The following is a 24,929-nucleotide window of genomic DNA, read 5'->3' as shown; positions in this document are numbered from 1 at the left end:
CCCCTGCCGGGTGAAAGTAGGCTTTCCTCACCCCACTCCACGGCAGCACAGCACCCGGATGCCGTGGGGCTTGCGAAAGGACACTCCCGCAATGCTGCGCCGAACCGCCGTCGCCACGAGCGCCCTCCTCCTCGGAGCACTCCTGTTCACCTCGTGCACCGGCACGTCGACCACGCCCGGCCCGACCGGCGCGCCCGACGCGAACGCGACCCTGAACGTCCGGCTGTCGCTCGAGCCGTCCAACCTCGACATCCGGCGCACGAGCGGCGCCGCCCTCGACCAGGCGCTCGTCGACAACGTGTACCAGGGCCTCGTCACCCGCAACGGCGACGACGGCAACGCGATCGTGCCCGAGCTCGCCACGGACTGGACCATCTCCGCCGACGGACTCACGTACACCTTCACGCTGCGCCAGGGCGTCACCTTCCACGACGGCACCGCGATGACCGCCGACGACGTGGTGACCTCGCTGCAGACCGCCAAGGACGACGCCACCATCCAGAACAGCGCGGACCTGGCGGGCGTGGCATCCATCAGCTCGCCCGATCCGACCACGGTCGTCGTCACGCTCACGCAGCCGAACATCGACTTCCTGTTCGCCCTCACGGGCCGCGCGGGTCTGATCTTCAAGAACAACGACACCACGAACTTCGAGACCGCCACCAACGGCACGGGTCCGTTCACGGTGTCCGCGTGGAACACCGGCCAGAGCCTGACTCTCACGCGCAACGACGCCTACTGGGGAGAGAAGGCGGGCGTGGCCGAGGTCGTGCTCGACTACATCCCCGATCAGAGCGCCGCGATCAACGCCGCGGTGAGCGGTGACGTGGACGTCGCGCTCGAGATCGACCCCGAACTCAAGGGCCAGGTCGACGGCGTCGCCGGGTTCCACATCGAGTCGGGCCTCACCACCGACAAGGGGACGCTGGCGTTCAACAACGCCCGCGCCCCCCTGACCGACCAGCGGGTGCGCGAGGCGCTGCGCCTGTCGATCGACCATCAGGCGCTCATCGACACCCTCGGTGCCGGCCAGCCGCTCTCCGGCCCGATCCCGCCGCTCGACCCGGGCTACGAAGACCTCTCCGGCAGCATCTCGTACAACCCCGACCGGGCACGCGAGCTCCTCGCCGAGGCCGGCGCGGAGAACCTGACGCTCACCCTCACCATCCCGAGCGTGTATCCGTCCTCGATCCCCACGTTCCTCGTGTCGTCGTTCGCCGACGTGGGCGTGACGCTCAAAGTGAACTCGGTCGACTTCCCCACCTGGCTGAAGAACGTCTACACCAACCACGACTACGACCTCAGCTTCGTGCGTCACGTCGAGGCGCGCGACTTCGGCAACTTCGCCAACCCGGCGTACTACTTCGGCTACGACAACCCCCAGGTGCAGAGCCTGTACGCGCAGGCGCTGGCGACCACCGACGAACAGCAGTCGTCCGACTATCTCGCCGAGGCCGCGCGCATCGTGTCCGATGAGGATGCCGCCGACTGGCTGTTCCTCTCGACGCCGCTCACGGCGATCGCGGACAACGTCGCGAACTTCCCGAAGAACTCGCTGAACGTGCGCCTGCCCCTGGCCGGCGTGACGGTCACGTCGGAGTGATCCGCTACACGCTGACACGGCTGGGCCTTCTCGTGCTGGGCCTGGCCGTGTCGAGCGTGCTGATCTTCGCGTCGCTGCGGGTGCTGCCCGGCGACGTCGCCCTCCTCATCGGGGGGACGCAGGCGACGCCCGAGCAGGTCGACGCGCTGCGCGAGAAGCTCGGGCTCACCCTGCCGCTCTGGCAGCAGTACGGCGACTGGATCGGCGGCGTCCTCCGCGGCGACCTCGGCACGTCGCTCATCACCGGCGTCTCGGTCGGCACGGAGCTCGCAGACAAATCCCAGGTCACCGTCCCGCTGGCCGTGATGTCGCTCACGGTGGCCCTCGCGGTGGGGCTGCCCTTCGGCGTGCTGTCCGCGCTCCGGCGCGGGCGCACCGACGGCACGGCCCTGAGCGTCGGCGCCCAGGCCGTCGCCGCCGTCCCGGTGGTCTGGGCGGGCATGATGCTCGTCGTCGTGTTCGCCGTGTGGCTGGGCTGGCTCCCCCCGCAGGGCTTCCCCCGTGCGGGGTGGAACGACCCCGCCGCCGCATTCCGGGCGCTCATCCTCCCCGCGATCACCATCGGCGTCGTCGAGGGTGCGATGCTGCTGCGCTTCGTCCGCAGCGCGACGCTGCAGGCGATGGGCCAGGACTACGTCCGTACCGCCGCCGCGAAGGGGCTCACCCGCACACGGGCGCTCGTGTTCCACGGTCTGCCCAATGTCGGGCTCTCGGTCGTCACCGTCCTCGGGCTGCAGATCGCCGGCATCATCGTCGGCGCGGTCGTGATCGAGCAGCTGTTCACCCTGCCCGGGATCGGGCGGATGCTCGTGGCCGACGTCTCGGCACGGGATCTGCCGAAGGTGCAGGGCGAGCTGCTGGCCCTCACCGGCTTCGTGCTGGTCGTCGGTTTCCTGGTCGACCTCGTGCACCGTCTCCTGGACCCCCGGCAGAGGGAGGCCGCGTGAGCACGCTGCGACGACTGTGGGGCATCGGCACGGGGCGCTTCGGCATCCTGGTGGTCGTCGCGATCGCGCTCACGGCGCTCGTGTCGCTGGTCTGGACACCGTTCGACCCCGCGAGCGTCGACGCGCGCGCCCGGTGGAGCGACCCGTCGTGGCCGCACCTGCTCGGCACCGACGGGAACGGCCGCGACATCCTGAGTCTGCTCATGGCCGGGGCACGTACGACCCTCGTCGTCGCCGTGGGCGCGGGCGTCGTGGCGTCGCTGCTCGGTCTCGCCCTCGCCGCCCTCGGTGCTCTGACGGCCCGCTGGGTGCGGGAGAGCGTCGCGGTGCTCGTGGACATCCTGGTGGCGTTCCCCGTCCTGATCATCGCGATGATGATCAGCGCCGTCTGGGGCGGCTCCCTGGCCGTCGTCATCTGGTCGGTCGGCATCGGCTTCGGCGTGAACATCGCGAGGGTGACGCGGCCGGAGCTCCGGCGGGTGCTGCAGAGCGACTTCGTGCTCGCCGGACGCGCGAGCGGACTCACCCCCGCGCAGAACCTCTGGCGGCACCTGCTTCCCAACGTCGCGCCGGTGTTCATCGTGCAGCTGTCGTGGGGCATGGCCGTCGCGGTGCTCGCCGAAGCGGGGCTGTCGTACCTCGGGTTCGGCGCTCCGATCACGCAACCGTCGTGGGGCGTGCTGCTGAGCGATCTGCAGGCGTACATCTCGGTCCACCCGTTGACGGTGGTGTGGCCGGGCCTCGCGATCACGCTCACGGTGCTGGGGCTGAACCTCCTCGGTGACGCGCTGCGGGAAGCGGCCGACCCGACGCTCGCCGAGCGGGCACCTCAGGCGCGCACGCACGTTCCGGGGGTGGTCGCGTGAGCCTCGAGGTGGAGGACCTGCGCATCGAGATCGGCGGTCGAGCGGTCGTCGACGGGGTGAGCTTCGTCGTTCCGGACGGCGCACGTGTCGGAATCATCGGCGAGTCCGGATCGGGCAAGTCCCTGACGGCGCTCGCTCTCCTGGGACTTCTCCCGGATGCCGCGACCGCGACCGGCAGCATCCGGTGGGACGGCCGTGAGATCCTCGGACTCCCCGACCGCGAACTCGCGCGGCTGCGCGGCGACGACATCGGCATCGTCTTCCAGGAGCCGCGGACGGCCCTGAACCCCATCCGCACCGTCGGTCGCCAGATCGGCGAGTCGATCCGCATCCACGAGGGCGTATCGAGGCGTGAGGCGCTCCGACGCGCCGTCGCCGAGGCCGACCGCGTCGCGCTGCCCGATCCCGCGCGGATCGTGTCCCGCTACCCGCACCAGCTCTCCGGCGGTCAGCGGCAGCGCGTGGCGATCGCGATGGCGCTCGCGTGCCGTCCCCGACTGTTGATCGCCGACGAACCGACCACCGCCCTCGACGTGACGATCCAGGCCGGCGTCCTGTCGCTCCTGCGCTCTCTGGTCCAGGATGCCGGGATGTCGCTGGTGTTCATCACCCACGACCTCGCCGTCCTCGCGCAGGTCGCGACCCACGCGGTCGTCCTGGAGCACGGGCGCGTCGTCGAGGAGGGCGCGGTGGGAGACCTGCTGCGCTCCCCCTCTTCGCCCGTCACGCGGGCGCTGCTGCGGGACGCGACCGCGACGCTCTGGCATCCGGAGGTCCGACGCGACGAGGAGGACGCGCCGTGAGCGACGTGATCGTGCACGCCCGGGGCCTCTCCCGCACCTACCTGACGCCCCGTTCCCGCGGGTTCGGCGGCGCCGAGCGCACCCCGGGGCTGCAGGATGTCGACCTCTCCGTCCGGGCGGGCTCGGCGGTCGGGATCATCGGCGAGTCGGGGTCGGGGAAGTCCACCCTCGTGCGCCTTCTGCTCGGGCTCGACATCCCCACGGGCGGCACCGTCGAGGTCGAGGGGCGCGCCGTCGACGCCCGCGGCTCGGCGCGGTCGCTGCACTGGCTGCGGCGGAGCACCGGGATCGTGTTCCAGGACCCGTACGCGTCGCTGGACCCCCGCATGAGCGTCGGACGCATCGTCGGGGAACCGCTGTGGGCGCTCGGCATCGAGGGCGATCGGCGCGCGCGGGTGCGCGAGGTCCTGCAGCAGGTCGGCCTGGACCGGGATGCCGCCGACCGCTTCCCGCACCAGTTCTCGGGCGGCCAGCGTCAGCGCATCGCCCTGGCCCGCGCGATCGTGCACCGTCCGCGCATCCTCGTCGGCGACGAACCCCTGTCGGCGCTGGACGTGACGGTGCGCGCGCAGATCCTGCGTCTCCTCGCCGAGCTGCGCGCCGAGCAGCAGCTCACCCTCGTGCTCGTGTCCCACGACATCGGCGTGGTCCAGAACGTGTGCGACGAGGTCGTCGTGATGAAGGATGGTCGGGTCGTCGAGCAGGGGCCCACCGAGAAGGTGCTCCTGCAGCCGCAGGCGGCCTACACGCGGCAGCTGCTCGCGTCGGTCCCGACGCTGCCCGGGTAGTTCTTCACAAGGAATGCCGCGTGTCGGTGGCCCGCGTTAGCCTCGCCGCATGACCCCCGGCATCGTTCCCCCCTTCCTCCTGGATCGGCTCGCGTCCACCGACGATCCACGCCTCGCGCGCGCGGCCGCCGCCGCACGCAAGACCCTCACCGTCCCGCGACCCGCGCGCCCCGTCCGCACGCGGCTGCGTCTCTCGGTCGACGCCGGCGCGCTGGTGGCCGAGGCAGCGCCGACGCCCGACCGCGTGATCTCGGATGCCGCGAACACCGAGCGGCTGCCGGGTCGCCGCGTGCGCACCGAAGACGACGCGGCCACCGGCGACCGCTCGGTCGACGAGGCGTACGACGGGCTCGGCGCGACGTTCGACTTCTTCTGGGACGCCTTCGCGCGCGACGGCATCGACGGAGCGGGCGGCTCGCTGCTGGCGACCGTCCACTTCGGCGAAGACTACGACAACGCGTTCTGGAACGGCGAGCGCATGGTCTTCGGCGACGGCGACGGCGACGTGTTCATCGGGTTCACCCGGTCGCTCAGCGTCATCGCGCACGAACTCGGCCACGGGGTGACCGAGGCCGCCGGAGGCCTGGAGTACCACGGCCAGTCGGGTGCGCTGAACGAGTCGCTGTCGGACGTGTTCGGGGTGCTGGCCGAGCAGCACGCCCTCGGCCAGACCGCCGATCAGGCCACGTGGCTCGTGGGCGCAGGCATCTTCGCCGACGCCGTGCAGGGCACGGCCCTGCGCTCGATGTCGGCACCGGGCACCGCGTATGACGACGACGTGCTGGGCAAGGACCCGCAGCCCGGGCACCTGCGCGACTACGTCGAGACCAGCGACGACAACGGCGGCGTCCACATCAACTCCGGCATCCCGAACCGCGCGTTCTTCCTCGTCGCGAAGCGGCTGGGCGGGTTCGCGTGGGAGCACGCGGGGCTGATCTGGTACCGGACGCTGACCTCCGGCTCGCTGTCCCCCACCGCCGACTTCGCGGCGTTCGCGGCCGCCACCGTCGCCACCGCGACCGCGGAGTACGGTGAGAAGTCGGAGGAGGTCGACGCCGTCCGCGCCGCGTGGGCCGGGGTGGGCGTCGCAGAGGATGCCGGAGCCTGAGGCCGCAGACGACCGTATGGTCATCGTCGTGGTGCGCTCGGGCGGCCTCGCCGGTCTGACGAAGCAGTGGCGGACCGAGCCCGAACCCGACCTTCGACCACACTGGCGTCGGCTCGTCGAGAGCTGCCCGTGGGACGCTCCCCCACCGTCCACTCGAGGCGCCGACCGGTTCCAGTGGCGCATCGAAGTGCTCGACGGGGCGTCCACCGCCCACCGTGCACAGCTCGGCGACGGGCAGATGGCGGGCCCGTGGCGGGAACTCGTCGACGAGGTGCGCCAGTCCGCCGCGCCGACGCGCCCGCACTGATGCGGCGGGGCCACCGCGCTGCTGCGCCCCACGCCTGACGGGCACGCCGCCCCGAGGAGCCTTCGCTCAGCCGAACAGCTTCCGGCGCTTCTTCTTCGACGGGATGCTCTTCTGGAGGTAGACGACGCCGAGCCACCGGCCGAACTTGAAGCCCACGCGCCCCATGCGACCGACCTCCGTGAAGCCGAGCTTCTCGTGCAGCGCGATCGACGCCTCCGCCCCCTTGTCGCTGATCGCCGCGACCATCTCGCGGATCCCCTTCTCCGCGCACGCGTCGATGAGCGCCTCGAGGAGGGCGCGTCCGAGTCCCTTCCCGGAGGCCGCCTGACCCAGATAGATCGAGTTCTCGACCGTGTAGCGATAGGCCGACTTGGACTGCCACGGTTGCACCAGCGCGTAGCCGAGGATCTGCCCGCTCGGCGCCTGAGCGACGAGGAACGGAAGGTCGATCTGCTTGAGCTTCGTGTACTTCTCGCGCCACTTCGCGATCGACCACGGCTTCTCGTCGAAGGTCACGACGGAGTTGCGCACGTAGTAGTTGTAGATCTCGCGGATGTCGGGGATGTCGGCCTCGGTCGCGGGGCGGATCTCGTACGAGAACGGCCGTTCGACCTCCGGGGCTCGCCGCAGGTGCGCGGGCAAGCGTCGGCGGCTCTTCTCGTACTCCTCTTCCAGCACGGACGCCACTCTACGGGGGCGCCGGTTTCCGGCGCGTAACCGCGTCGCCCTCGTCCCGCGGTGCGGATCGCGGCGTCCGCTGTCGGAAGCTCCCGTCCCGCCGACCGCTCAGGCGGGCAGGCGCCAGTCCACGGGCGCGGCGCCCTGCTCCTCGAGCAGCGCGTTCACGCGGGAGAACGGGCGGGAGCCGAAGAACCCGCGGCTCGCCGAGAGCGGCGAGGGATGCGCCGAGGAGACGATCGCGGTGTCGCCGAGGAGCGGCGTGAGGTTCGCGGCATCCCTCCCCCACAGCACCGCGACGAGAGGAGTCCCGCGCGCGACGAGACGGCGGATCGCGTGCTCGGTGACGCGTTCCCATCCCCAGCCGCGGTGCGAGGCGGGCGCCCCCGGCGCCACGGTGAGGACCCTGTTCAGCAGCATGACGCCCTGCGCGGCCCAGGGCGAGAGATCACCGTGGGGAGCCGGCGGGACACCGAGATCCTCCGACAGTTCGCGATAGATGTTCGACAGGCTCCGCGGCAGCGGGCGCACGTGCGGGTCCACGGCGAACGACAGTCCGATCGGGTGGCCCGGGGTCGGGTACGGGTCCTGGCCGACGATGAGCACGCGCACCGCGTCGATCGGAGTACGGAACGCCCGCAGCACGAGGTCGCCCGCGGGGAGGTAAGGCTGACCCTCCGCCCGCAGCCGCTCACCGATCGCAGCGATGTCGCCCGCCACGGGCATCAGCGGCTCGACCCACGAGGAGTCGATCAGGCCGGCATCGGCGAGTTCGGCGAGCGACTTCGCCGTCACGCGGCGTCTTCCTCGTGCACCGATCCCTGGTGCGACCAGGGGAAGTCGATCCAGAGCGAGGTGTCCTTCCACGAATAGTCCGGGGCGATGATCGTGGTCGGCTTGGTGTAGATCACCGCGGACCGCGCGTCCGCCCCGTGGCGGTCGAGCAGCTTCACCGCGAGGTCGAGCGTGCGTCCGCTGTCGGCGACGTCGTCGACGAGCAGCACCCGACGCCCCGAAAGGTACGACAGGTCCAGCGCGGGCGGCAGCACCTCGGGGGCGTCCAAGACCGTCCCGATGCCGGTGTAGAACTCGACGTTCAGGGCGCCGCAGTTCTTCACTCCCAGGCCGTAGGCGATCGCTCCGCCGGGCAGCAGCCCGCCGCGGGCGATCGCGACGACCACCTCGGGATGGAATCCGTCGGCGACGATCGCGCGGGAGATGTCGCGCGTCGCGTCCCCGAAGTCGTCCCAGGTCAGTCGCTCGCGCTCGTCGGTCGTCTCCGCCACGCGGATCCCCTCTCTTCGTGTGCCTTTCACCCTAGGGTGTCTCCCGGATGCCGCCCCGCGCGGTGCTAGCCTCGCGCCATGTCGCGCGTCTCCGGCGCGGTCGGCCGGGTGCGCGGGTCCGCACTCGGGGTGACCGCGGGACTCATCGGGTGGTTCGTGCTGGTCGAGCTCGCCAGCGGCATCCTGCAGGGGTACTACGTGCCGCTGCTGCCCGACATCGTCGCGCACCTCGGCATCCGGGATGCCGACGTCAACTGGTTCGAGGCGGCGCAGCTGCTGCTCTCCGCGCTGGTCCTGCCGATCCTCGCCAAGCTCGGCGACGTGTTCGGGCACAAGCGCATCCTGCTCGCCTCGGCGATCGCGACGGCGGCCGCGAGCTGGTGGCTGGTGTTCGCCGACTCCTTCCCGACGTTCCTCCTGGCGTGGGCGCTCCAGGGCTTCTACGTCGTGTGGCTCCCGCTGGAGATCGCCCTCATCTTCGACCGCGGTCGGCGGCAGAGCCGCGGCGTCTCGCAGACGCGCCGGGCGGCGGGTCTTCTCGTCGTGGGGCTGCAGGCCGGCGCGATCCTCGGCGCCCTCGCCGCGGGGCGCTTCTTCGCCGCCACCGGGGGTGACCTGCGGCTGTCGCTCACGATCCCGGCGATCGCGGTGACGCTGGTGTGCCTGGTGATCTGGTTCGGGGTGCCGGAGTCGGAGCGGATGCCGGGGGCCCGACGGCTGGACATCGGCGGTTTCGTGCTGCTCGCCGCCGCCCTGCTGTGCCTCACCGGCGCGCTGTCGTTCGTGCGGCTTCCCGCGGGCCCGGGGCCCGCCGTCATCGTCCCGCTGCTCGTTGTCGGCGCGGCCCTGCTCGTCGTGTTCGCACGCTACGAACTGCGCCGTCCCGACCCCGCGGTCGACATCCGAGTGCTGCGCCGACCGGAGATGTGGCCCGTTCAGGTCACGTCGTTCCTCGTCGGCATCAGCCTGCTCGGCGCGCAGGGCCCCCTCGCGACCTACGCCGGCACGGATCGCTCGCTCGGCTACGGCCTGGGCCTGGACGCCACCGACCGCTCCAACGTGATCGGCGTGTACCTCGTCTCGCTGATCGTGGGTGCGGTGCTGTTCGCGGTGACGTCCCGGCGCGCGAGCCCCCGCGCGGTGCTCATCGGTGCCGCCGCCCTCGTCGGCATCGGCTATCTGCTGCTCGTCCCCCTCCACACCGAACTGTGGGAGGTGCTGCTGTGCCTCGCCATCGCCGGCCTCGGCTCGGGCGCGCTCGTCGCCGCGATGCCGGCGGCGGCAGCGGCGGCGGCTCCGCGCGGACAGACGGGTGTGGCATCCGCGCTGACGAACACGACCAAGACGGTCGGCGGCACGATGTCGTCCGCGGTGTTCGGGGTCGTCCTCGCCGGAGGCGCGGGTGCGGCGGTGGCCGCCACCGCGGCACCGCTGGCGGGGTACATCACGGTGTGGTCGATCTGCGCGGCGGGCGGGTTCGTCGCGGCGGTGCTGCTGCTGTTCGTTCCGAAGGTCGCCTTCGCCGACACCGCCGAAGCAGAGGCCGCGGCCGGAGCGGGTCGCGGCGACGTCGCCTGACGCGCCCGGTCAGTCCCGCGCGTCCCGGACGCGGAGCGGGCCGCGCGCCAGCAGATGCTGAGCGGACTGGGCCACCGGGCGCAACGTCACCAGGTCGAGGTTGACGTGGCCGGGCGCGTCCACCGCGTAGGCGATGACATCCGCGACGTCCTCCGCCCGCAGCGGCGCCTCGACGCCCTCGTACAGCTTGTCGGCGCCGGAGCGGTCTCCGCCCAGTCGGTTGAGGGTGAACTCCTCGGTCCGGACCATCCCCGGCGCGATCTCGATGACGCGCAGCGGCTCGCCGTTCAGTTCCTGCCGGAGCGCCGCCACGAGCATCGACTCCCCCGCCTTGGCCGCGTTGTACCCCGCACCGCCCGGATAGGCCGTCTGCGCCGCCGTCGATGTGACGAACAGGAGGTCGGCGTGTCCGGCGCGCGCGGCCGCCCGCCGCAGGAGCGGGAGGAGGGATGCCACGAGCCGCTGCGACGACAGGACGTTGGTCTCGAACATCCAGCGCCAGTCGTCGGGGTCGCCGTCCTCGACGCGGTCGGTGCCGCGCGCACCGCCGGCGACGTGGACGAGCGCGTCGACACCGCCGGTCTCCTCCAGCCAGGAGGCGAGAGTCGCGACGGCGTCGCCGTCGGTGAGGTCGGCGACGTGCGCGACGATCCCGGTCTCGGCCTCGAGCGCGGCCAGACGCTCCGCTCGCCGGGCCACGCCCACCACGTCCCACCCGCGCGCACGGAGTTCCCGCGCCGTCGCCTCACCGATACCCGAACTCGCCCCGGTCACCACCGCACGTCTGGTCATGGCATCCACGCTACCGGCGGGCGGGGGCACCGGCCGCGGCACGGTCGGGAGTGTGACGACGCGCGAGACCCCCGGCACCCCGCCCCGGCCCGGGATCGCGCGGCGGCCCCGCCGAATGTTACGGCGGGCCCACGTTACGGCGCGTGTCCGTCCTGTTGTCGGCCCGACCGGGCGTCCGTACGCTCGCTGCAGGCCACGGCATCCGTCGCGGTCCCCGAGAACTTGAGGAGCAGCCGTGTCCGCACCCGAGAACTGGCGTTTCGAAACCAAGCAGATCCACACCGGGGCGCAGCCCGACCCGGTGACCAAGGCTCGTGCGACGCCGATCTACCAGACCACGTCGTACGTGTTCGACAACGCCGACCACGCCGCGAACCTGTTCGCGCTGGCCGAGTTCGGCAACATCTACACCCGCATCCAGAACCCCACGCAGGACGTCGTCGAGCAGCGCATCGCCGCGCTGGAGGGGGGCACCGGAGCCCTCCTGGTCGCGAGCGGTCAGGCGGCGGAGACGTTCGCGGTGCTGAACATCGCCCAGGCGGGCGACCACATCGTCTCGTCGAGCTCCATCTACGGCGGCACGTACAACCTGTTCAAGTACACCCTCGCCAAGCTCGGCATCGAGACGACCTTCGTCGAGAACCAGGACGACCCCGAGGCATGGCGCGCGGCGGTCCGCCCGAACACGAAGCTCTTCTTCGCCGAGACCATCGGCAACCCGAAGATCAACGTCCTCGACATCCGCACGGTGGCCGACGTCGCGCACGAGAGCGGCGTGCCCCTCATCGTCGACAACACGATCGCGACCCCGTACCTGATCCGCCCCTTCGAGCACGGTGCCGACATCGTCATCCACTCGGCCACCAAGTTCATCGGCGGACACGGCACGACCATCGGCGGCGTCATCGTCGACGGGGGGAAGTTCGCGTGGTCGGAGAACGTCGAGAAGTTCCCCGGCCTCACCGAGCCCGACCCGTCGTACCACGGCGCTTCGTACACGACCGCCGTCGGCGATGGGCTGGCGTACATCATCAAGGCCCGCGTCCAGCTGCTGCGCGACCTCGGTGCCGCCATCTCGCCGCAGAGCGCGTGGCTGCTCATCCAGGGCCTCGAGACCCTGTCGCTGCGCATCGAACGTCACGTGCAGAACGCGCAGGAGATCGCCGAGTGGCTCGAGTCGCACGACGACGTCGCGAGCGTCAACTACTCGGGCCTTCCCACCTCGCCCTGGTACGCCGCCGCCAACAACTACGCCCCGAAGGGCGTCGGTGCGGTGCTGTCGTTCGAGCTCAAGGGCGGAGTCGAGGCCGGGCGCGAGTTCGTGAACTCGCTCGACCTGTTCAGCCACCTGGCCAACATCGGCGACGTGCGCTCCCTCGTCATCCACCCCGCCTCGACGACGCACTCGCAGCTCACGCCCGAGCAGCAGCTCACCTCCGGCGTCACGCCGGGCCTGGTGCGCCTGTCGGTGGGGCTGGAGAACATCGCCGACCTCAAGGCCGACCTCGACCAGGCCCTCGCCGCCGCGCGTCGCCTGTCCGAGGCCGCTCGCGCCTGAGCACCGCCCACGACGCCCCGATCCGGTCCGCCGGGTCGGGGCGTCGTCGCGTTCGCTCGCGGGGTACGCGCGGGAGGAGATCCGGCGAACGGAGGATGCCGCACGGCCCGGGCATCCTCCCCTCCGCGTTTCTCCTCCGCTCGCCGTCGGTCTCGCGCGGTCAGGCCTTCTGCCGCGGGCGGAGGCTGCCGAGACCGCCGTCGACGCCGAGCACCTGGCCGGTGATCCAGGCGTTGGCCGGGTCGAGGAGGAACTCCACCGCGCGTGCGACGTCGTCGGGCTCACCGAGCCGGCCGAGAGGGTGCATCGCCTCGGACACCTTGCGCGACGTCTCACTCGACGTGAGGCCCTCGGTCAACCGCGTCTGCACCAGTCCCGGCGCGACGGCGTTGATGCGCAGGTCGCGCGCGGCGTAGCTCGCCGCCGCCGAGAGGGTCAGTCCGATGACCCCGGCCTTCGCCGCCGCGATGGCGTCGTGGTTCGACAGCCCCGCCAGCGCCGCGGCCGACGACGTGAGGACGACGGACCCTCCGCGGAGATGCTTCCCCGCCGCCCGCACCGCAGCGAAGGACGTCGTGAGCGAGGCGGCGACGATGTCGTCGAACTGCTCGCGCGAGGTCAGGTGCGCGGGCTTGAGCAGCATCGACCCCGCGAACACCGCGATGCCGTCCAGGTCGCCCGCCTCCGCCACCGCCCGGTCGACGGCGTCGAAGTCGGTGGCATCCAGGATCATGTCGGGCTCGATCACCGACGTGTCGCGTGCGGTCGTGATCACGCGGTGGCCGGCGTCGCGCAGACGCCGAGCGGTTGCGGCGCCGATGTCGCTCGAGGCCGCGATGAGGAGGAAGTTCGCCATGCCGGGATTGTCTCCGCCGGCAGGGGACGCAAGCCGGGGCTGGACAAGCACGTAACAGTCGGTATGCGCCGTCCCCGACCCGGGAGAATGGATGCCATGGACTGGCAGATCTCCGAAGACACGGTGCCGTCGGCGCCGATCACGGAGGCCGACGCCCGCTCCCTCCTCGGGCGGCCGCCCGCGACCGGCGCCTGGCGCGACGGCGACCCCGTGGGCGAGCGGCGCTTCGCGGCGTTCGGGGAGTTCCGCACCGAGAACGGTCAGAGCCTCCCCGGCTTCCGCCTGGCCTACGAGACGTGGGGTGTGCTCTCCCCCGCACGCGACAACGCGGTCCTGATCCTCCACGCCCTCACCGGCGACAGCCACGTGCGCGGCTCGGCCGGTCCCGGCCACCCCACCGCGGGCTGGTGGGGCGACCTCGTCGGACCGGGGGCGGCGATCGACACCGACCGCTGGTTCGTGGTCGCCCCGAACATGCTCGGAGGATGCCAGGGCTCGACGGGACCGGCGAGCATCGCGCCCGACGGCTACGAGTGGGCCGCGCGCTTCCCGTACCTGACGATCCGTGACCAGGTGGGGGCGCAGGCGCTCCTGGCGGACGCGCTGGGAATCCAGCGTTGGGCCGCGGTCGTCGGCGGCTCGATGGGCGGGATGCACGCGCTGGAATGGGCGGTCGGTCATCCCGATCGAGTCGCGCGCGCGGCGATCCTGTCGTCGCCGCCGATCACGACCGCCGACCAGATCGCGCTCAACACCGTGCAGGCCGACACGATCCGGATGGATCCGCGGTTCGCGGGCGGCGCGTTCTACGACGCCGCGGACGGCGACGGCCCGCACCGCGGTCTCGCCCTGGCGCGGCGCATGGCGCTGCTGAACTACCGCAGCCCCACCGAGCTCAATCAGCGGTTCCAGCGCTCGTGGCAGTCGGGCGTCAGCCCCCTCGGGCACGGCGGGCGGTTCGCCGTCGAGTCCTACCTCGACTTCCACGGCAACAAGTTCACGCGACGCTTCGACGCGAACAGCTACCTCACCCTGGTCGAGGCGATGAACTCGCACGACGTCGGGCGCGACCGCGACGGCGTCGAGGACGCGCTCCGCCGCGTCACGGCCACGACCCTGGTGCTCGGGGTCGACACCGACCGGTTGTTCCCGGTGGACGGGCAGCACCGCATCGCCCGCGGCATCCCGAACACGCTCGACGGAGACCAGGCCGTGGTCCTCACGAGCGACTTCGGGCACGACGGGTTCCTCATCGAGACCGCCGCGGTCGACCACCACCTGCGGCGGCTCTTCGCCGACTGACCGGGGATGCCGCGGACGCGGCGCTCCTCGGCACGCGCCGGCCCCATCCGCTGAGTGTCCACAACACGCGGGCGCGAGCCCGTGGCATCCGCGTGTCCTGGACACCGAGGACGGCGCCGCGCGCCGGACACCGCGCGAGACGGCGTGCGGATTCAGCCCTGCGTCGGGATCGATCCCGTGATGGCGGTGGTCGCGGCCTCGGCCGCCGGCATCCGGTGCGCGGCGTGACGACCGCTGCGGTCCTCCACGCGGTACGAGATGATCGCGACGACCAGGCCGGCGAGCGCCAGCACGGCACCGACCCACGCGGGCGCGACGAGCCCGAACCCCGCGGCGATGACGAGACCGCCGAGGAACGCCCCGAGGCTGTTGCCGATGTTCAGCGACGAGTGGTTGAGGGCCGCGGCGATCGACTGGTTGTCCTCCGCCACGTCCATGAGGCGCGTCTGGATCGCGGGGCTCAGCGCCGAGCCGCAGAACGCGACGAGAAAAGCGAAAGCCACGAGGCTCACCACCCACCCGGCCGTGAGGGCGAGGCCCACGGATGCGACGCCGAGCGAGATCAGACCGACGCGCAGCCAGAAGCGCAGGTCTCTGTCGGCCAGGCTCCCGCCGATCACGTTGCCGAAAGTCATCCCCAGACCGACGATGACCAGGACGAGCGAGACGACCCACTCCGGCTGACCGGCGACCTCGGTGACCATGGGCGCGATGTAGCTGTACATCGCGAAGAAGCCGCCGAACCCGATCGCGCCGATGCCGAGCGCGAACCAGACCTGGCCCAGGCGGAAGACCCGGAGCTCGTCGCGGAGCCGGCGCCCCGGCATCCCGGGATGGGCGGGGACGAACAACGCGATGCAGAGCGTCGCGAGCAGGAAGATGCCGGCGACCACCGCGAACGCGGCGCGCCACCCGACCTGCTGGCCCAGGAGCGTGCCCAGCGGTACGCCGACGACGTTGGCGATCGTGAGACCGGTGAGGACGAACGCCACGCCCTTGGCGCGGTTGCCGGGGCCCAGCGCGTCGGCGGCGACGAGTGCGCCGATGCCGAAGTACGCGCCGTGCGGGAGCCCGGCGAGGAAGCGGGATGCCGCGACCAACTCGAACGTCGGGGCGATCACCGTGAGCAGGGTGAAGAAGGCGAGGGCGGCGGCGAGCACGATCATCACGCGGTGCCGCGGGAACCGGGCCACCGACCCGGCGATCGTCGGCGCGCCGACGACCACGCCGAGGGCGTAGAGCGAGACGAGCCACCCCGCCTGCGCGATGGCGTCATCGGGGGACGCCGCCCAGGCGGAGGGAAGGAGGTCGCGCGCGATGTTGGGCAGGAGGCCCATCACGACGAATTCCGTCATGCCGATACCGAAGCTGCCGATGGCGAGAGAAAGGAGCGCCCGCTTCGCCGCGCCCTTCGAGGTCGTCGAAGAGGTCACTCCGCGATGGTAGTCGCCCGCGCCCGGCCGTGGCGAATCGATTCGGCGCACCGCGTGTCGGGCTCCCGAGTGCGGCGATAAACGCCACCCACGGCCAGAAACGACGGGAGAGCGCGTGTCTCGTCGTGAATCGCGTTTATCGGGATGCCAGGGCGCAGCGCCGGACGGACGCGACACCGGCGCGGCCCGGCGCACAGCCCGCGGCGGGATGCCAGGGCGCAGCGCCGGACGGATACGACCCGCCGGGACACGGCCCTACCCGGCGGAGCCCGGTGTCCTCAGGACGCGTCGTCGATCGCGCGCTCGAGGCGCTCGATCTTGCCGTCGATCTCGCCCGTGCGCCCGGGGCGGATGTCGGCCTTCAGCACGAGCGAGACGCGGGAGCCGTAGGGCATGACCGCGTCCGTCGCGCGCTTCACGACGTCGAACACCTCGTCCCACTCCCCCTCGACCTCGGTGAACATCGAGGTCGTGCGGTGGGGAAGCCCGGAGGCGCGGACGACCGCCACCGCGGCGGCGACGGCGTCGTGCACGGATCCGTCGGCGTCCTCCGCGGAAGCGGTGCCGACGCCGGAGGGGGCGACCGAGAAAGCGATGAGCATGCGAGAGAGGCTACTTCGCGACGGCGCGGGACGGAACGGAGCGCCGCCCGAGCACCCACTCGCGCAGGTCGGCGGGGCGCGCGACGCGGTGCGTGGGCGCCCGAAGGACGCGGACGATGGCCCAGACCATCAGCACGAGACCGAGGAGGTTGCGCACCTCGAGCAGGAACACCGGGAAGGGGGCCGGGTGGGTGGCCATGAGCCCGTCGTAGACGAGCGGGTATACCCACTGCGTCACGCCCGCGATCACGAGGGTCAGCGCGGCGAAGCCGTACCAACGGCGCCGGTCCAGGAGGAGCCCGATGACCACCGGGGGGAAGAGCCACACATAGTACTGCGGCGACCCGACCTTGTTGAGCGCGATGAACGCCGTGACCAGCGCCAGAGCCAGCGGCGGGAACACGCGCAGGAACGTCGCGCCGAGCCACATCTTCCGGGCCCCGACGATCAGCACGGCGAGCATCACCAGCAGCATGATCGGCGTCATCGCGGCGATGACGACGTCGGCGCCCGGACCGGTCACCTGGAAGGTCAGCACGGTGCCGTCGTAGTACACCTCGGAGCCGGGGACGTAGAACGAGGCGAGGAACATGTACAGCCCGCCGACCGGGGCCTCCATCTGGATGCCGCGGGAGGTCTGGTCCCCGACGAAACCGAAGACGTACGGCGCGCCGCCGAGCGCGACCACCGGGATGATCGTCGCGAGCGAGACCGCGATCGCACCCCACACCAACGCCAACCGACGACGTACGGCGACGACGCCGGCCGCCAGGATCGCCGCGGGCCACACCTTCATCCAGATCGAGATCGAGAGCAGCACGGATGCCACGAACGGTCGGCGCACGAGCCAGATGCCGCCGAGGATCGCGAACGGGACGGTGATGCCGTCGATGCGGTAGATCCCCACGGGCCCGATGAGCAGGATCGCGGCGAGCCAGAACCAGGCGGCGAGGACGCGGCCGCGCGAACGGCCGGAGCCCACGAGCACCACGAAGGCGACGAGGTTGGCGAGCGAGACGGTGAGCGCCCACGCCGGGGTGTACGAGATGGCCCAGGCGAACAGCCACGCGAACGTCATCGGCAGGAAGGCGAGCTGGGGGTAGATCCACTTCTCGGTGATGCCGGGCCACTCCCACCCGACCGACCGGGTGCAGGACGACACGTCCACACCGCCGAACAGGGCGCAGCGCGACCACGGTTCGTACACCAGATACACGTCACCCATGGGCTCGTTGGGCTGTTGGAAGCCGAGGACCCCCACGGTCACATGGACGGCGACGAACGCCAGCAACAGAACGACGACACGCCTCACCACCGGATCATCCTAAGCGGGCGTGCCTGAGCGCCCCGGACGCCGGATGCCGTCGACCGCCCGCACACCCCGCCCCGCGGGCACGATCCCGGCAACCGTTATGCGATCGAGTCCCTCAGCCGGCGGCGAGGGCGACGGCGATCACCCCCGGCACCGCCTCCGCGACGTCGAGGGCGGTGATCGGACCGCCGGAGCGCCCGTGCCGGTCGGCCGCAGCGGTGCCGGCGGCGCCGTGCACCCAGGCGGCCGTGGCGGCGCAGGCCGCCAGGTCCTCGAGGGCCGTGTGCCCCGCCGCGGCCGCCCCGGCGACGACCGCGCCCAGCACCCCGCCCAGGACGTCGCCCGTGCCGGCGGTCGCCAACCACGGCGTGCCCGTCGAGATGCGCCGCGCCCACCCGCCCGGCGCCGCGACGATCGTCACGGCGCCCTTGGACAGGACGACCGCGCCGAGCGCCTCGGCGGTCTCGGCCGCCACCCGCTCGCGCTCGTCGTCATCGGCGGCGTCCACGGCGTCGAGCCCCAGCGCCGCGCGGAGCTTCGCCAGTTCCCGCGAATGCGGCGTCACGATCACCGGGGCCGACGCCGCCGGGACGAGATCGAGCGCCCCGGCGTCCGCCACGACCGGCACGCCGCCGGACAGGATGCCGCGGAGTGCCGCCGTCTCCGCGGCGTCGCGCTCGGCGGCATCCGTGCCCGATCCGATGACCCACGCCTGCACCCGGCCGTCCGCGGTCACGGTCTCGGGCCGTCGCTGCAGCACCAGGTCCTGCGCCCGCGCGGGGCCGAGGTAGCGCACCATGCCGGTCCCGGTGCGCCAGGCGGCTTCGACACCGAGCACCGCGGCCCCGGGGTACCGGGTCGATCCGGTGCGCAGCCCCACGACCCCGCGGGAATACTTGTCGTCGGCGCCGGTTGGCCTCCGAAGTGTGCGGGCCGCTTCGTGCCCCGTCCAGTCCCTCGCCGTCATGGCGTCACCCTAGAACGAGAGAGGTCGATGTGAGCACCCTCTTCACTCCCCTGACCGTCCGCGGTATCGAGATGCGCAACCGCCTGTGGGTCTCGCCCATGTGCCAGTACAGCGCCGTCGACGGCATCCCGAACGACTGGCACCACGTGCACCTCGCCCAGTTCGCCGCCGGTGGCGCCGGCCTCGTGATCGCCGAGGCCACCGCGGTCTCACCGGAGGGTCGCATCTCCCCCGACGATGTCGGGCTGTGGAACGACGCGCAGGTCGAGGCCTGGACGCCGATCGTCGCCGCGATCCGCGCGCGCGGTGCGGTCGCGGGCGTGCAGCTCGGTCACGCGGGACGCAAGGCGTCGACCACGTCGCCGCTGACCGGGGGCCGGGGATCCGTGGCCGTCGAGGACGGCGGCTGGACGACCGTCGCCCCGTCGGCGATCGCCTACCCCGGCTTCACCGAGCCCCGAGAGCTCGACGCAGCGGGCATCGAGAAGGTCGTGTCCGATTTCGCGGATGCCGCCCGCCGCGCGGTCGCGGCCGGCTTCGAGGTGCTCGAGATCCATGCCGCCCACGGCTACCTGCTGCACCAGTTCCTCTCGCCGCTGAGCAACCACCGAGACGACGAGTACAGCGGGTCGTTCGACGGACGCGTGCGCCTGCTCGAGCGCGTGACCGCGGCGGTGCGTGAGGCCGCGCCCGACGCGGCGGTGTTCGTGCGGTTCTCGGGCACGGACGCCGCGGACGGCGGCTGGGACATCGACGACACCGTCCGCGCGGCCTCGCGCGTCGCTGCGGCGGGCACCGACCTCGTCGACGTCTCCAGCGGCGGGCTCGTGCCGCACCAGAGCATCCAGCCCGGCCCGGGATACCAGGTGCCGCTGGCGGAGAAGGTGCGCCGGGAGACCGGCATCCTGGTCGCCGCCGTCGGCATGATCGACGATGCCCGCCTGGCGGATTCGGTCATCGCGGAGGGGCGCGCCGACGCGGTGCTCTCCGCCCGCGAATGGCTGCGCGACCCGCACTACGCGCTCCGCGCCGCGGTCGAGCTCGGTGCCGAGGTCCCCGCCCCGGCGCAGTACCTGCGGGCGTACTGAGCGCGCCTACTCAGCGACCCGGATGCCGCGCCCCGCCGTCAGACGAACCGACGGCGGGCCGTGGCATCCTGCACTTCGCCCACGAGCTCCTCGATGACGTCCTCGAGGAACAGCACGGCGCGCACGTCGCCGCTCTCGTCGCGCACCTGCGCGAGGTGCCGGCCCGAGCGCCGCATGAGCGCGAGCGCGTCCTCCAGGTCCGTCGACTCCAGCACCGACACCATGTGGTGGATGCGCTTGGTCGGGATGGGCCGCGCCATGCGGGCTTCGTCCTCCGGTCCCTCGGCGACGCGGAGGACGTCCTTGAGGTGGACGTATCCGGTCGGGTGTCCGTGCGGATCGACGATCACATAGCGCGAGTACCCGTGCAGGGCGACGGCCCGTTCGATCTCGGCGGGCGTCGTCGTCTCGGGGAGCGTGACGAGGTCGGCCATCGGCACCGCGATGTCGGCGGCCTTCTTCTCGGTGAACTCCACGACCGCCGTCACCGTGCCGGCCGCGTCGTCGAGCACGCCCTCGCGGCGCGACTGGTTCACGATCGTGGCGACCTCGTCGAGCGTGTAGGTCGAGGTCGCCTCGTCCTTCGGCTCGACCCGGAACAGGCGGACGATGTGGTTCGCCGTCCAGTTCAGCGCGACGATGATCGGATAGAACGCCTTCGACACCGCCACGAGCGGCGGAGCGAGCATCAACACGGCACGGTCGGGCAGCGAGAACGCGAGGTTCTTCGGCACCATCTCGCCGAACACGACGTGCAGATACGACACCAGCAGCAGCGCGACGATGAAGCCCGCCACGTCGACCGCCGCCTCGGAGAGCCCCGTCAGCCCCAGCGGTTCGGCGATGAGGTGGTGGATCGCCGGCTCGGAGACGTTCAGGATCAGCAGCGAGCAGATCGTGATGCCGAGCTGACACGTCGCGAGCATGAGCGTCGCGTGCTCCATGGCGTACAGCGCGGTCTTGGCCGATCGCGAGCCGCGCTCGGCGAGGGGCTCGACCTGCGATCGGCGCGCCGAGATGACGGCGAACTCCGACCCGACGAAGAAGGCGTTGGCGGCGAGTAGCACCACCAGCCACGCGATTCCGGCCCAGTCGCTCATCGCTGGTCACCTCCCTTGGCGGCGCGCACGAGGTCGTCGACGTCCTCCTCGGCGGGCGCGGGCGTGAACTGCACGCGGTCGACGCGGCGCCCGTCCATGCGCTGCACGGTCAGGAGCCCCTCCTCGATCTCGACGGTGTCGCCGGCCTTCGGGATGCGCTCGAGCTCGGCCATGAGGAATCCGCCGACGGTGTCGTAGACGTCACCCTCAGGAACGCGCACCCCGGCGCGGTCGAGGAGCTCGTCGGGGCGCAGATCGCCGGGGAAGGTGAGGGAGGCCGCGGTGCGCACGACGCCCGCGCGCGAGCGGTCGTGCTCGTCCAGCACCTCGCCGACGATCTCCTCGACCAGGTCCTCGAGCGTCACCACGCCCGCGGTGCCGCCGTACTCGTCGACGACGATCGCCATCTGGTAGCCCCGCGAACGGAGCTCCGCCACGAGGGTGTCGAGGTGGACCGTCTCGGGCACGCGGAGCGGTTCGGTCGCGAGGGCGGCCACGGGGACGTCTCCGCGGCGATCGCGGGGCACGCCCACCGCGGCCTTGAGGTGCACGACGCCGATGATGTCGTCCATCGACTCGTCGTAGACGGGGAAGCGGCTGTGCCCGGTCCGGCGCGCGAGCTGGATGACGGCGTCGGTGGGCTCGCCCGCGGCGAGCGCGTGCACGCTCGGCCGGGGCGTCATGACGTCGGCGGCGCTCAGCCGGGCGAAGGTGAGGCTGCGATCGAGGAGCGAGGCGGTGTCCTTCTCGAGCATGCCGGCGCTGGCGGAGCGCCGGACGAGGCTCGACAGCTCCTCGGCCGTGCGCGCGCCGGACAGCTCCTCCTTGGGCTCCACGCCGACCGCCCGCAGCACACCGTTGGCGCTGCCGTTGAGGACGGCGACCGCGGGGCGGAACACCATCGTGAAGGCCACCTGGAAGGGCATGACGAGTTTGGCCGCCTGACGCGGCACCGCGAGGGCGAAGTTCTTCGGGACGAGCTCGCCGAGGATCATCGACAGGATCGTCGCGATCGCGATGCCGAGGACGGCCGCGACCGGACCGACCACGGCCTCGGGGATCGACCACGAGAGGAACACCGGCCGCAGGAGGTTCGAGATGGCCGGCTCCATCGTGTACCCCGTGAGGAGCGTCGTCAGGGTGATCCCCAGTTGGGCGCTCGAGAGGTGGGTCGAGGTGATCCGCAGGGCGTCGATCGTCAGCGACAGCCGGGTCTCGCCCGCCTCGCGTCGCGACTCGAGGTCGGCGCGGTCCAGGTTGACCAGCGCGAACTCGCTCGCGACGAAGAGTCCGGTGCCCACCGTGAGAAGCAGCCCCACGCCCAACATGACGTAGTCCATCACGCGTCACCCCCGCTCGGCGCGGGAGAGGGTCGTCGGGGCTCGGGTCTACAACTGGGAGGGTCGTCCATCGTGCCCCCGATTCTAGGGCCTCGCGCGCCCACGGGCACCGGCCCGACGGCATCCGTTCCGACCCTCCAGGATGGGGGGATGGATGCCACCCTCCCGGCGCAGCAACGCGCCGCGGCCGCCGAGGACGCGGTGATCGCCGCCTACGTGCACCGGTACGGCCCGGTCGCGTGGGCCCACGCCGCGACGGACGGCGACGGCGCCCGCACCTGGCACTACTGGTGGCACGCGCATCTCGTCCACGTGCTGGCCGAGGCCGAGCGGCATCGCCCGTCGAGCACCCGGCGTCGACGGATCGCCGGTCTCCTCCGGGGAGTCACCCTGCGCACCGCGGGGACCTGGATCACCCCGTTCTACGACGACATCGCGTGGATGGGGCTCGCCCTGGCCGAGACGCGTCCGCACGGCCGCGCCCGCGCGCGCATCGCGCGACTGCTCGCCGGAGCCGTCGATCCCACGGTGGGGGCGCTCCCCTGGCGCACGCGCAGCGATCTGTTCAACGCCCCCGCGAACGGACCGGCGGCGATCGTGCTCGCCCCCAGCCGCCACCGCGATCTCGCGGACCGGCTGGCGACGTGGATCGCCGCGGTCCTCGACGATTCGGCGACGGGGCTCGTCCGCGACGGCATCGAGCACGGCGTGGTCCGTCCCGACCTGTGGACGTACAACCAGGGCGTCGCGATCGGGGCCGCCCTCGCGCTCGACGACCCGGAACGCGCCGGGGCCATGGTGCGCGCGGTCGAGCGCTGGTGCGCGCCCGACGACGGCCTGTTCCCCGCCGCGGGAGGCGGAGACGGCGGCCTGTTCGCCGGCATCCTGGCCCGCTACCTCGGTCTCGCCGCGGCCCGGCTCGACGGGGAGGACGCCGACCGCGCGCGCCGCCTGATCCGTCGCAACGCCGACGCGCTGTGGGAGATGCGGCGCGGCGGGTTCTCCCCGGCCGACCCGCGCCGGCCCGCGCTCCCCTCCGGGGACGATCGGGACCTTTCGGTCCAGGTGGGGGCGTGGATCACGTTCGAGGCCGACGTCACGGCCTCGGCGGGCCTCACCAGCTGACCGGCAGCGCCTTGCCCTCCTCGTAGCCGGCGGCCGACTGCAGTCCGACCCGGGCGCGTTCGTGGAACTGGCCCACCGTCGCCGCTCCCGCGTAGGTGAAGGACGACCGCACACCGGACGTGATCATGTCGAGCAGGTCTTCGACTCCGGGACGCTGCGGGTCGAGGTAGATGCGCGACGACGAGATGCCCTCGGCGAAGAGTTCCTTGCGGGCGCGTTCGAAGGCGTCGAGCCCCTGGAAGCGGCCCTGCACCGCCTTGGTGGAGGCCATGCCCCACGATTCCTTGTAGATGCGCCCGTCCTCGTCGGTGCGGAGCCGCCCCGGGGACTCGATGGTGCCGGCGAACCAGGAGCCGATCATCACCGACGCCGCCCCCGCGGCGAGCGCCAGAGCGACGTCGCGCGGGTAGCGCACACCGCCGTCGGCCCACACGTGGGCGCCGACCGCGCGCGCGGCCTCGGCCGTTTCGAGCACGGCCGAGAACTGGGGGCGTCCGACGGCGGTCATCATGCGCGTCGTGCACATCGCGCCGGGGCCCACGCCGACCTTCAGGATCGAGGCTCCCGCCGCCGTCAGGTCGCGCACGCCCTCGGCGGTCACGATGTTGCCCGCCGCGATCGGGAGCCCGAGGTCGAGCGCCGCGACCTCGCGGAGCGCCCGCAGCATCTGCTCCTGATGCCCGTGGGCGGTGTCCACGACGAGGACGTCGACCCCCGCCGCGGCGAGTGCGCGCGCCTTGCCCGAGACGTCGCCGTTGATCCCGACGGCGGCGGCGACGATGAGCCGACCGTCCGCATCGACTCCCGGGCGGTAGACGGAGTCGCGCAAGGAGCTGCGTGCCGAGAGGGTGCCGACGATGCGATCGCCGTCCACGACCGGGACGATGTCGGCCGTACCGACGAGGGCGAAGACCTCGTGCGGGTCGCCGATGCGCTCGACCTCCACCAGCGGGACGTCGGTGCGGGCGATGTCGCCGAGGGTGGCATCCGGGAGCGCCGTCGCCAGGCGCGGAGCCGGGACGATCCCGCGGTAGCCGTCGAGGGGCACGTCGCCGCCCTCGCGCTGCTCCGCCACCACGATGCCGCGCCCGGGAACCGCGGGGAGCACGAGGCGCGCCTCCGCCACCGTCGCGGACGGCGGGAACACCAGGGCCGCGTCCCACCGGACCGGTTGCGCCTTGACCCACTCCACGGCCTCCACCAGGCGCGGCAGCGGCATGTCCTGCGGCAGCACACCGAGACCGCCGCGCCGCGCGAGCGTCGCCGCGAGCCGCGGCCCCGTGACGGAGTTCATGTTCGAGGCCACCAGCGGAAGGGTCGCCCCGCTCCCGTCGCCGGGCGCGAGGTCCACTCCGAGCCGGCTGCCGACCTCGGAATGGCGCGGGACCAGGAAGACGTCCGAGTAGGTCAGGTCGACATCGGGCTGTGCACCGGAGAACTCCATGGCATCCACCTCACCACATCCGATCAATGGCAAGACCCCCGAGGGC

The 24,929-nt window shown here is 72.1% G+C and carries 24 protein-coding genes; 12 read left to right on the top strand and 12 right to left on the bottom strand.

The window, feature by feature from the left end:
- Positions 1–91: 91 nt before the first annotated feature.
- Genes BGO45_RS09750 through BGO45_RS09720 form a run of 7 tightly spaced genes read left to right on the top strand, consistent with a single transcriptional unit; the run spans position 92 to position 6,422 of the window.
- Positions 92–1,603, top strand: coding sequence for an ABC transporter substrate-binding protein (locus BGO45_RS09750; RefSeq protein WP_292693512.1), 1,512 nt, complete (start codon positions 92–94; stop codon positions 1,601–1,603).
- Positions 1,600–2,550 (top strand): ABC transporter permease, encoded by a 951-nt coding sequence (locus tag BGO45_RS09745; protein ID WP_292693510.1) that lies wholly within the window; start codon positions 1,600–1,602, stop codon positions 2,548–2,550. Before BGO45_RS09750 ends, BGO45_RS09745 begins: the two co-directional genes overlap by 4 nt.
- Complete coding sequence (locus tag BGO45_RS09740) at positions 2,547–3,416, top strand: ABC transporter permease (RefSeq protein ID WP_292693509.1); 870 nt, start codon at positions 2,547–2,549, stop codon at positions 3,414–3,416. The genes BGO45_RS09745 and BGO45_RS09740 overlap by 4 nt, the downstream gene beginning before the upstream one ends.
- Complete coding sequence (locus BGO45_RS09735) at positions 3,413–4,219, top strand: ABC transporter ATP-binding protein (protein WP_292693508.1); 807 nt, start codon at positions 3,413–3,415, stop codon at positions 4,217–4,219. Before BGO45_RS09740 ends, BGO45_RS09735 begins: the two co-directional genes overlap by 4 nt.
- Positions 4,216–5,007, top strand: a complete 792-nt coding sequence (locus BGO45_RS09730) for an ABC transporter ATP-binding protein (protein WP_292693507.1) — start codon at positions 4,216–4,218, stop codon at positions 5,005–5,007. Before BGO45_RS09735 ends, BGO45_RS09730 begins: the two co-directional genes overlap by 4 nt.
- Positions 5,008–5,056: 49 nt before the next feature.
- Positions 5,057–6,115, top strand: a complete 1,059-nt coding sequence (locus BGO45_RS09725) for a M4 family metallopeptidase (protein ID WP_292693506.1) — start codon at positions 5,057–5,059, stop codon at positions 6,113–6,115.
- Positions 6,102–6,422, top strand: coding sequence for a protealysin inhibitor emfourin (locus BGO45_RS09720; protein ID WP_292693504.1), 321 nt, complete (start codon positions 6,102–6,104; stop codon positions 6,420–6,422). Before BGO45_RS09725 ends, BGO45_RS09720 begins: the two co-directional genes overlap by 14 nt.
- Positions 6,423–6,488: 66 nt before the next feature.
- On the opposite strand, the gene BGO45_RS09715 is transcribed toward BGO45_RS09720, so the two are convergent.
- The 3 genes from BGO45_RS09715 to BGO45_RS09705 all read right to left on the bottom strand — a co-directional run bounded on the left by BGO45_RS09715 (position 6,489) and on the right by BGO45_RS09705 (position 8,386).
- Positions 6,489–7,100, bottom strand: coding sequence for a GNAT family N-acetyltransferase (locus BGO45_RS09715; RefSeq protein ID WP_292693502.1), 612 nt, complete (start codon positions 7,098–7,100; stop codon positions 6,489–6,491).
- A 108-nt stretch (positions 7,101–7,208) separates the two neighbouring features.
- Entirely contained in the window at positions 7,209–7,895 is a 687-nt protein-coding gene (locus tag BGO45_RS09710; protein WP_292693499.1) for a uracil-DNA glycosylase, read from the bottom strand.
- Complete coding sequence (locus BGO45_RS09705; RefSeq protein ID WP_076490969.1) at positions 7,892–8,386, bottom strand: phosphoribosyltransferase; 495 nt, start codon at positions 8,384–8,386, stop codon at positions 7,892–7,894. Before BGO45_RS09705 ends, BGO45_RS09710 begins: the two co-directional genes overlap by 4 nt.
- Positions 8,387–8,464: 78 nt before the next feature.
- Here BGO45_RS09705 and BGO45_RS09700 point away from each other — a divergent pair, with 78 nt between their 5' ends.
- On the top strand, positions 8,465–9,964 hold the full coding sequence (locus tag BGO45_RS09700; protein ID WP_292693494.1) for an MFS transporter: 1,500 nt from the start codon (positions 8,465–8,467) through the stop codon (positions 9,962–9,964).
- Between the two features lie 9 nt (positions 9,965–9,973).
- On the opposite strand, the gene BGO45_RS09695 is transcribed toward BGO45_RS09700, so the two are convergent.
- On the bottom strand, positions 9,974–10,756 hold the full coding sequence (locus BGO45_RS09695) for an SDR family oxidoreductase (protein ID WP_292693492.1): 783 nt from the start codon (positions 10,754–10,756) through the stop codon (positions 9,974–9,976).
- A gap of 235 nt (positions 10,757–10,991) precedes the next feature.
- Between BGO45_RS09695 and BGO45_RS09690 the strand changes: the two genes are divergently transcribed.
- Positions 10,992–12,314 carry a bifunctional o-acetylhomoserine/o-acetylserine sulfhydrylase gene (locus BGO45_RS09690; RefSeq protein ID WP_076490971.1) on the top strand — a complete coding sequence of 441 codons (1,323 nt, stop codon included), beginning with the start codon at positions 10,992–10,994 and terminating at the stop codon, positions 12,312–12,314.
- Positions 12,315–12,474: 160 nt separating this feature from the next.
- Here BGO45_RS09690 and BGO45_RS09685 read toward each other — a convergent pair whose 3' ends face one another.
- Positions 12,475–13,170, bottom strand: a complete 696-nt coding sequence (locus tag BGO45_RS09685) for an SDR family NAD(P)-dependent oxidoreductase (RefSeq protein ID WP_292693488.1) — start codon at positions 13,168–13,170, stop codon at positions 12,475–12,477.
- A gap of 96 nt (positions 13,171–13,266) precedes the next feature.
- Between BGO45_RS09685 and BGO45_RS09680 the strand changes: the two genes are divergently transcribed.
- Positions 13,267–14,472, top strand: a complete 1,206-nt coding sequence (locus BGO45_RS09680; protein ID WP_292693485.1) for a homoserine O-acetyltransferase — start codon at positions 13,267–13,269, stop codon at positions 14,470–14,472.
- A 152-nt stretch (positions 14,473–14,624) separates the two neighbouring features.
- On the opposite strand, the gene BGO45_RS09675 is transcribed toward BGO45_RS09680, so the two are convergent.
- The 4 genes from BGO45_RS09675 to BGO45_RS09660 all read right to left on the bottom strand — a co-directional run bounded on the left by BGO45_RS09675 (position 14,625) and on the right by BGO45_RS09660 (position 18,786).
- Positions 14,625–15,905, bottom strand: a complete 1,281-nt coding sequence (locus BGO45_RS09675; protein ID WP_292693482.1) for an MFS transporter — start codon at positions 15,903–15,905, stop codon at positions 14,625–14,627.
- Positions 15,906–16,183: 278 nt separating this feature from the next.
- The gene (locus BGO45_RS09670; protein WP_292693479.1) at positions 16,184–16,507 is read right to left on the bottom strand and encodes a thiamine-binding protein; all 324 of its coding nucleotides are present in this window, start codon (positions 16,505–16,507) and stop codon (positions 16,184–16,186) included.
- Between the two features lie 10 nt (positions 16,508–16,517).
- The gene (locus BGO45_RS09665) at positions 16,518–17,822 is read right to left on the bottom strand and encodes a glycosyltransferase family 87 protein (protein ID WP_292693476.1); all 1,305 of its coding nucleotides are present in this window, start codon (positions 17,820–17,822) and stop codon (positions 16,518–16,520) included.
- A gap of 112 nt (positions 17,823–17,934) precedes the next feature.
- Complete coding sequence (locus BGO45_RS09660) at positions 17,935–18,786, bottom strand: ADP/ATP-dependent (S)-NAD(P)H-hydrate dehydratase (RefSeq protein ID WP_292693473.1); 852 nt, start codon at positions 18,784–18,786, stop codon at positions 17,935–17,937.
- Positions 18,787–18,815: 29 nt separating this feature from the next.
- Between BGO45_RS09660 and BGO45_RS09655 the strand changes: the two genes are divergently transcribed.
- On the top strand, positions 18,816–19,874 hold the full coding sequence (locus tag BGO45_RS09655; protein WP_292693470.1) for an NADH:flavin oxidoreductase/NADH oxidase: 1,059 nt from the start codon (positions 18,816–18,818) through the stop codon (positions 19,872–19,874).
- Between the two features lie 38 nt (positions 19,875–19,912).
- Here the strand turns inward: BGO45_RS09655 and BGO45_RS09650 are convergent, their stop codons facing one another.
- Positions 19,913–20,974, bottom strand: coding sequence for a hemolysin family protein (locus BGO45_RS09650; protein ID WP_292693468.1), 1,062 nt, complete (start codon positions 20,972–20,974; stop codon positions 19,913–19,915).
- Positions 20,971–22,314, bottom strand: a complete 1,344-nt coding sequence (locus BGO45_RS09645; RefSeq protein WP_292693465.1) for a hemolysin family protein — start codon at positions 22,312–22,314, stop codon at positions 20,971–20,973. The genes BGO45_RS09650 and BGO45_RS09645 overlap by 4 nt, the downstream gene beginning before the upstream one ends.
- A gap of 150 nt (positions 22,315–22,464) precedes the next feature.
- Between BGO45_RS09645 and BGO45_RS09640 the strand changes: the two genes are divergently transcribed.
- Positions 22,465–23,439, top strand: coding sequence for a glycoside hydrolase family 76 protein (locus BGO45_RS09640; protein ID WP_292693463.1), 975 nt, complete (start codon positions 22,465–22,467; stop codon positions 23,437–23,439).
- On the opposite strand, the gene BGO45_RS09635 is transcribed toward BGO45_RS09640, so the two are convergent.
- The gene (locus BGO45_RS09635) at positions 23,429–24,883 is read right to left on the bottom strand and encodes a GuaB1 family IMP dehydrogenase-related protein (RefSeq protein WP_292693460.1); all 1,455 of its coding nucleotides are present in this window, start codon (positions 24,881–24,883) and stop codon (positions 23,429–23,431) included. The two genes, BGO45_RS09640 and BGO45_RS09635, sit on opposite strands and share 11 nt — an antisense overlap.
- Between the last annotated feature and the right edge of the window lie 46 nt (positions 24,884–24,929).

Source organism: Microbacterium sp. 71-36 (assembly GCF_001898305.1).
Classification (GTDB): Bacteria; Actinomycetota; Actinomycetes; order Actinomycetales; family Microbacteriaceae; genus Microbacterium.
This window is presented reverse-complemented; position numbering and strand designations above follow the sequence as displayed.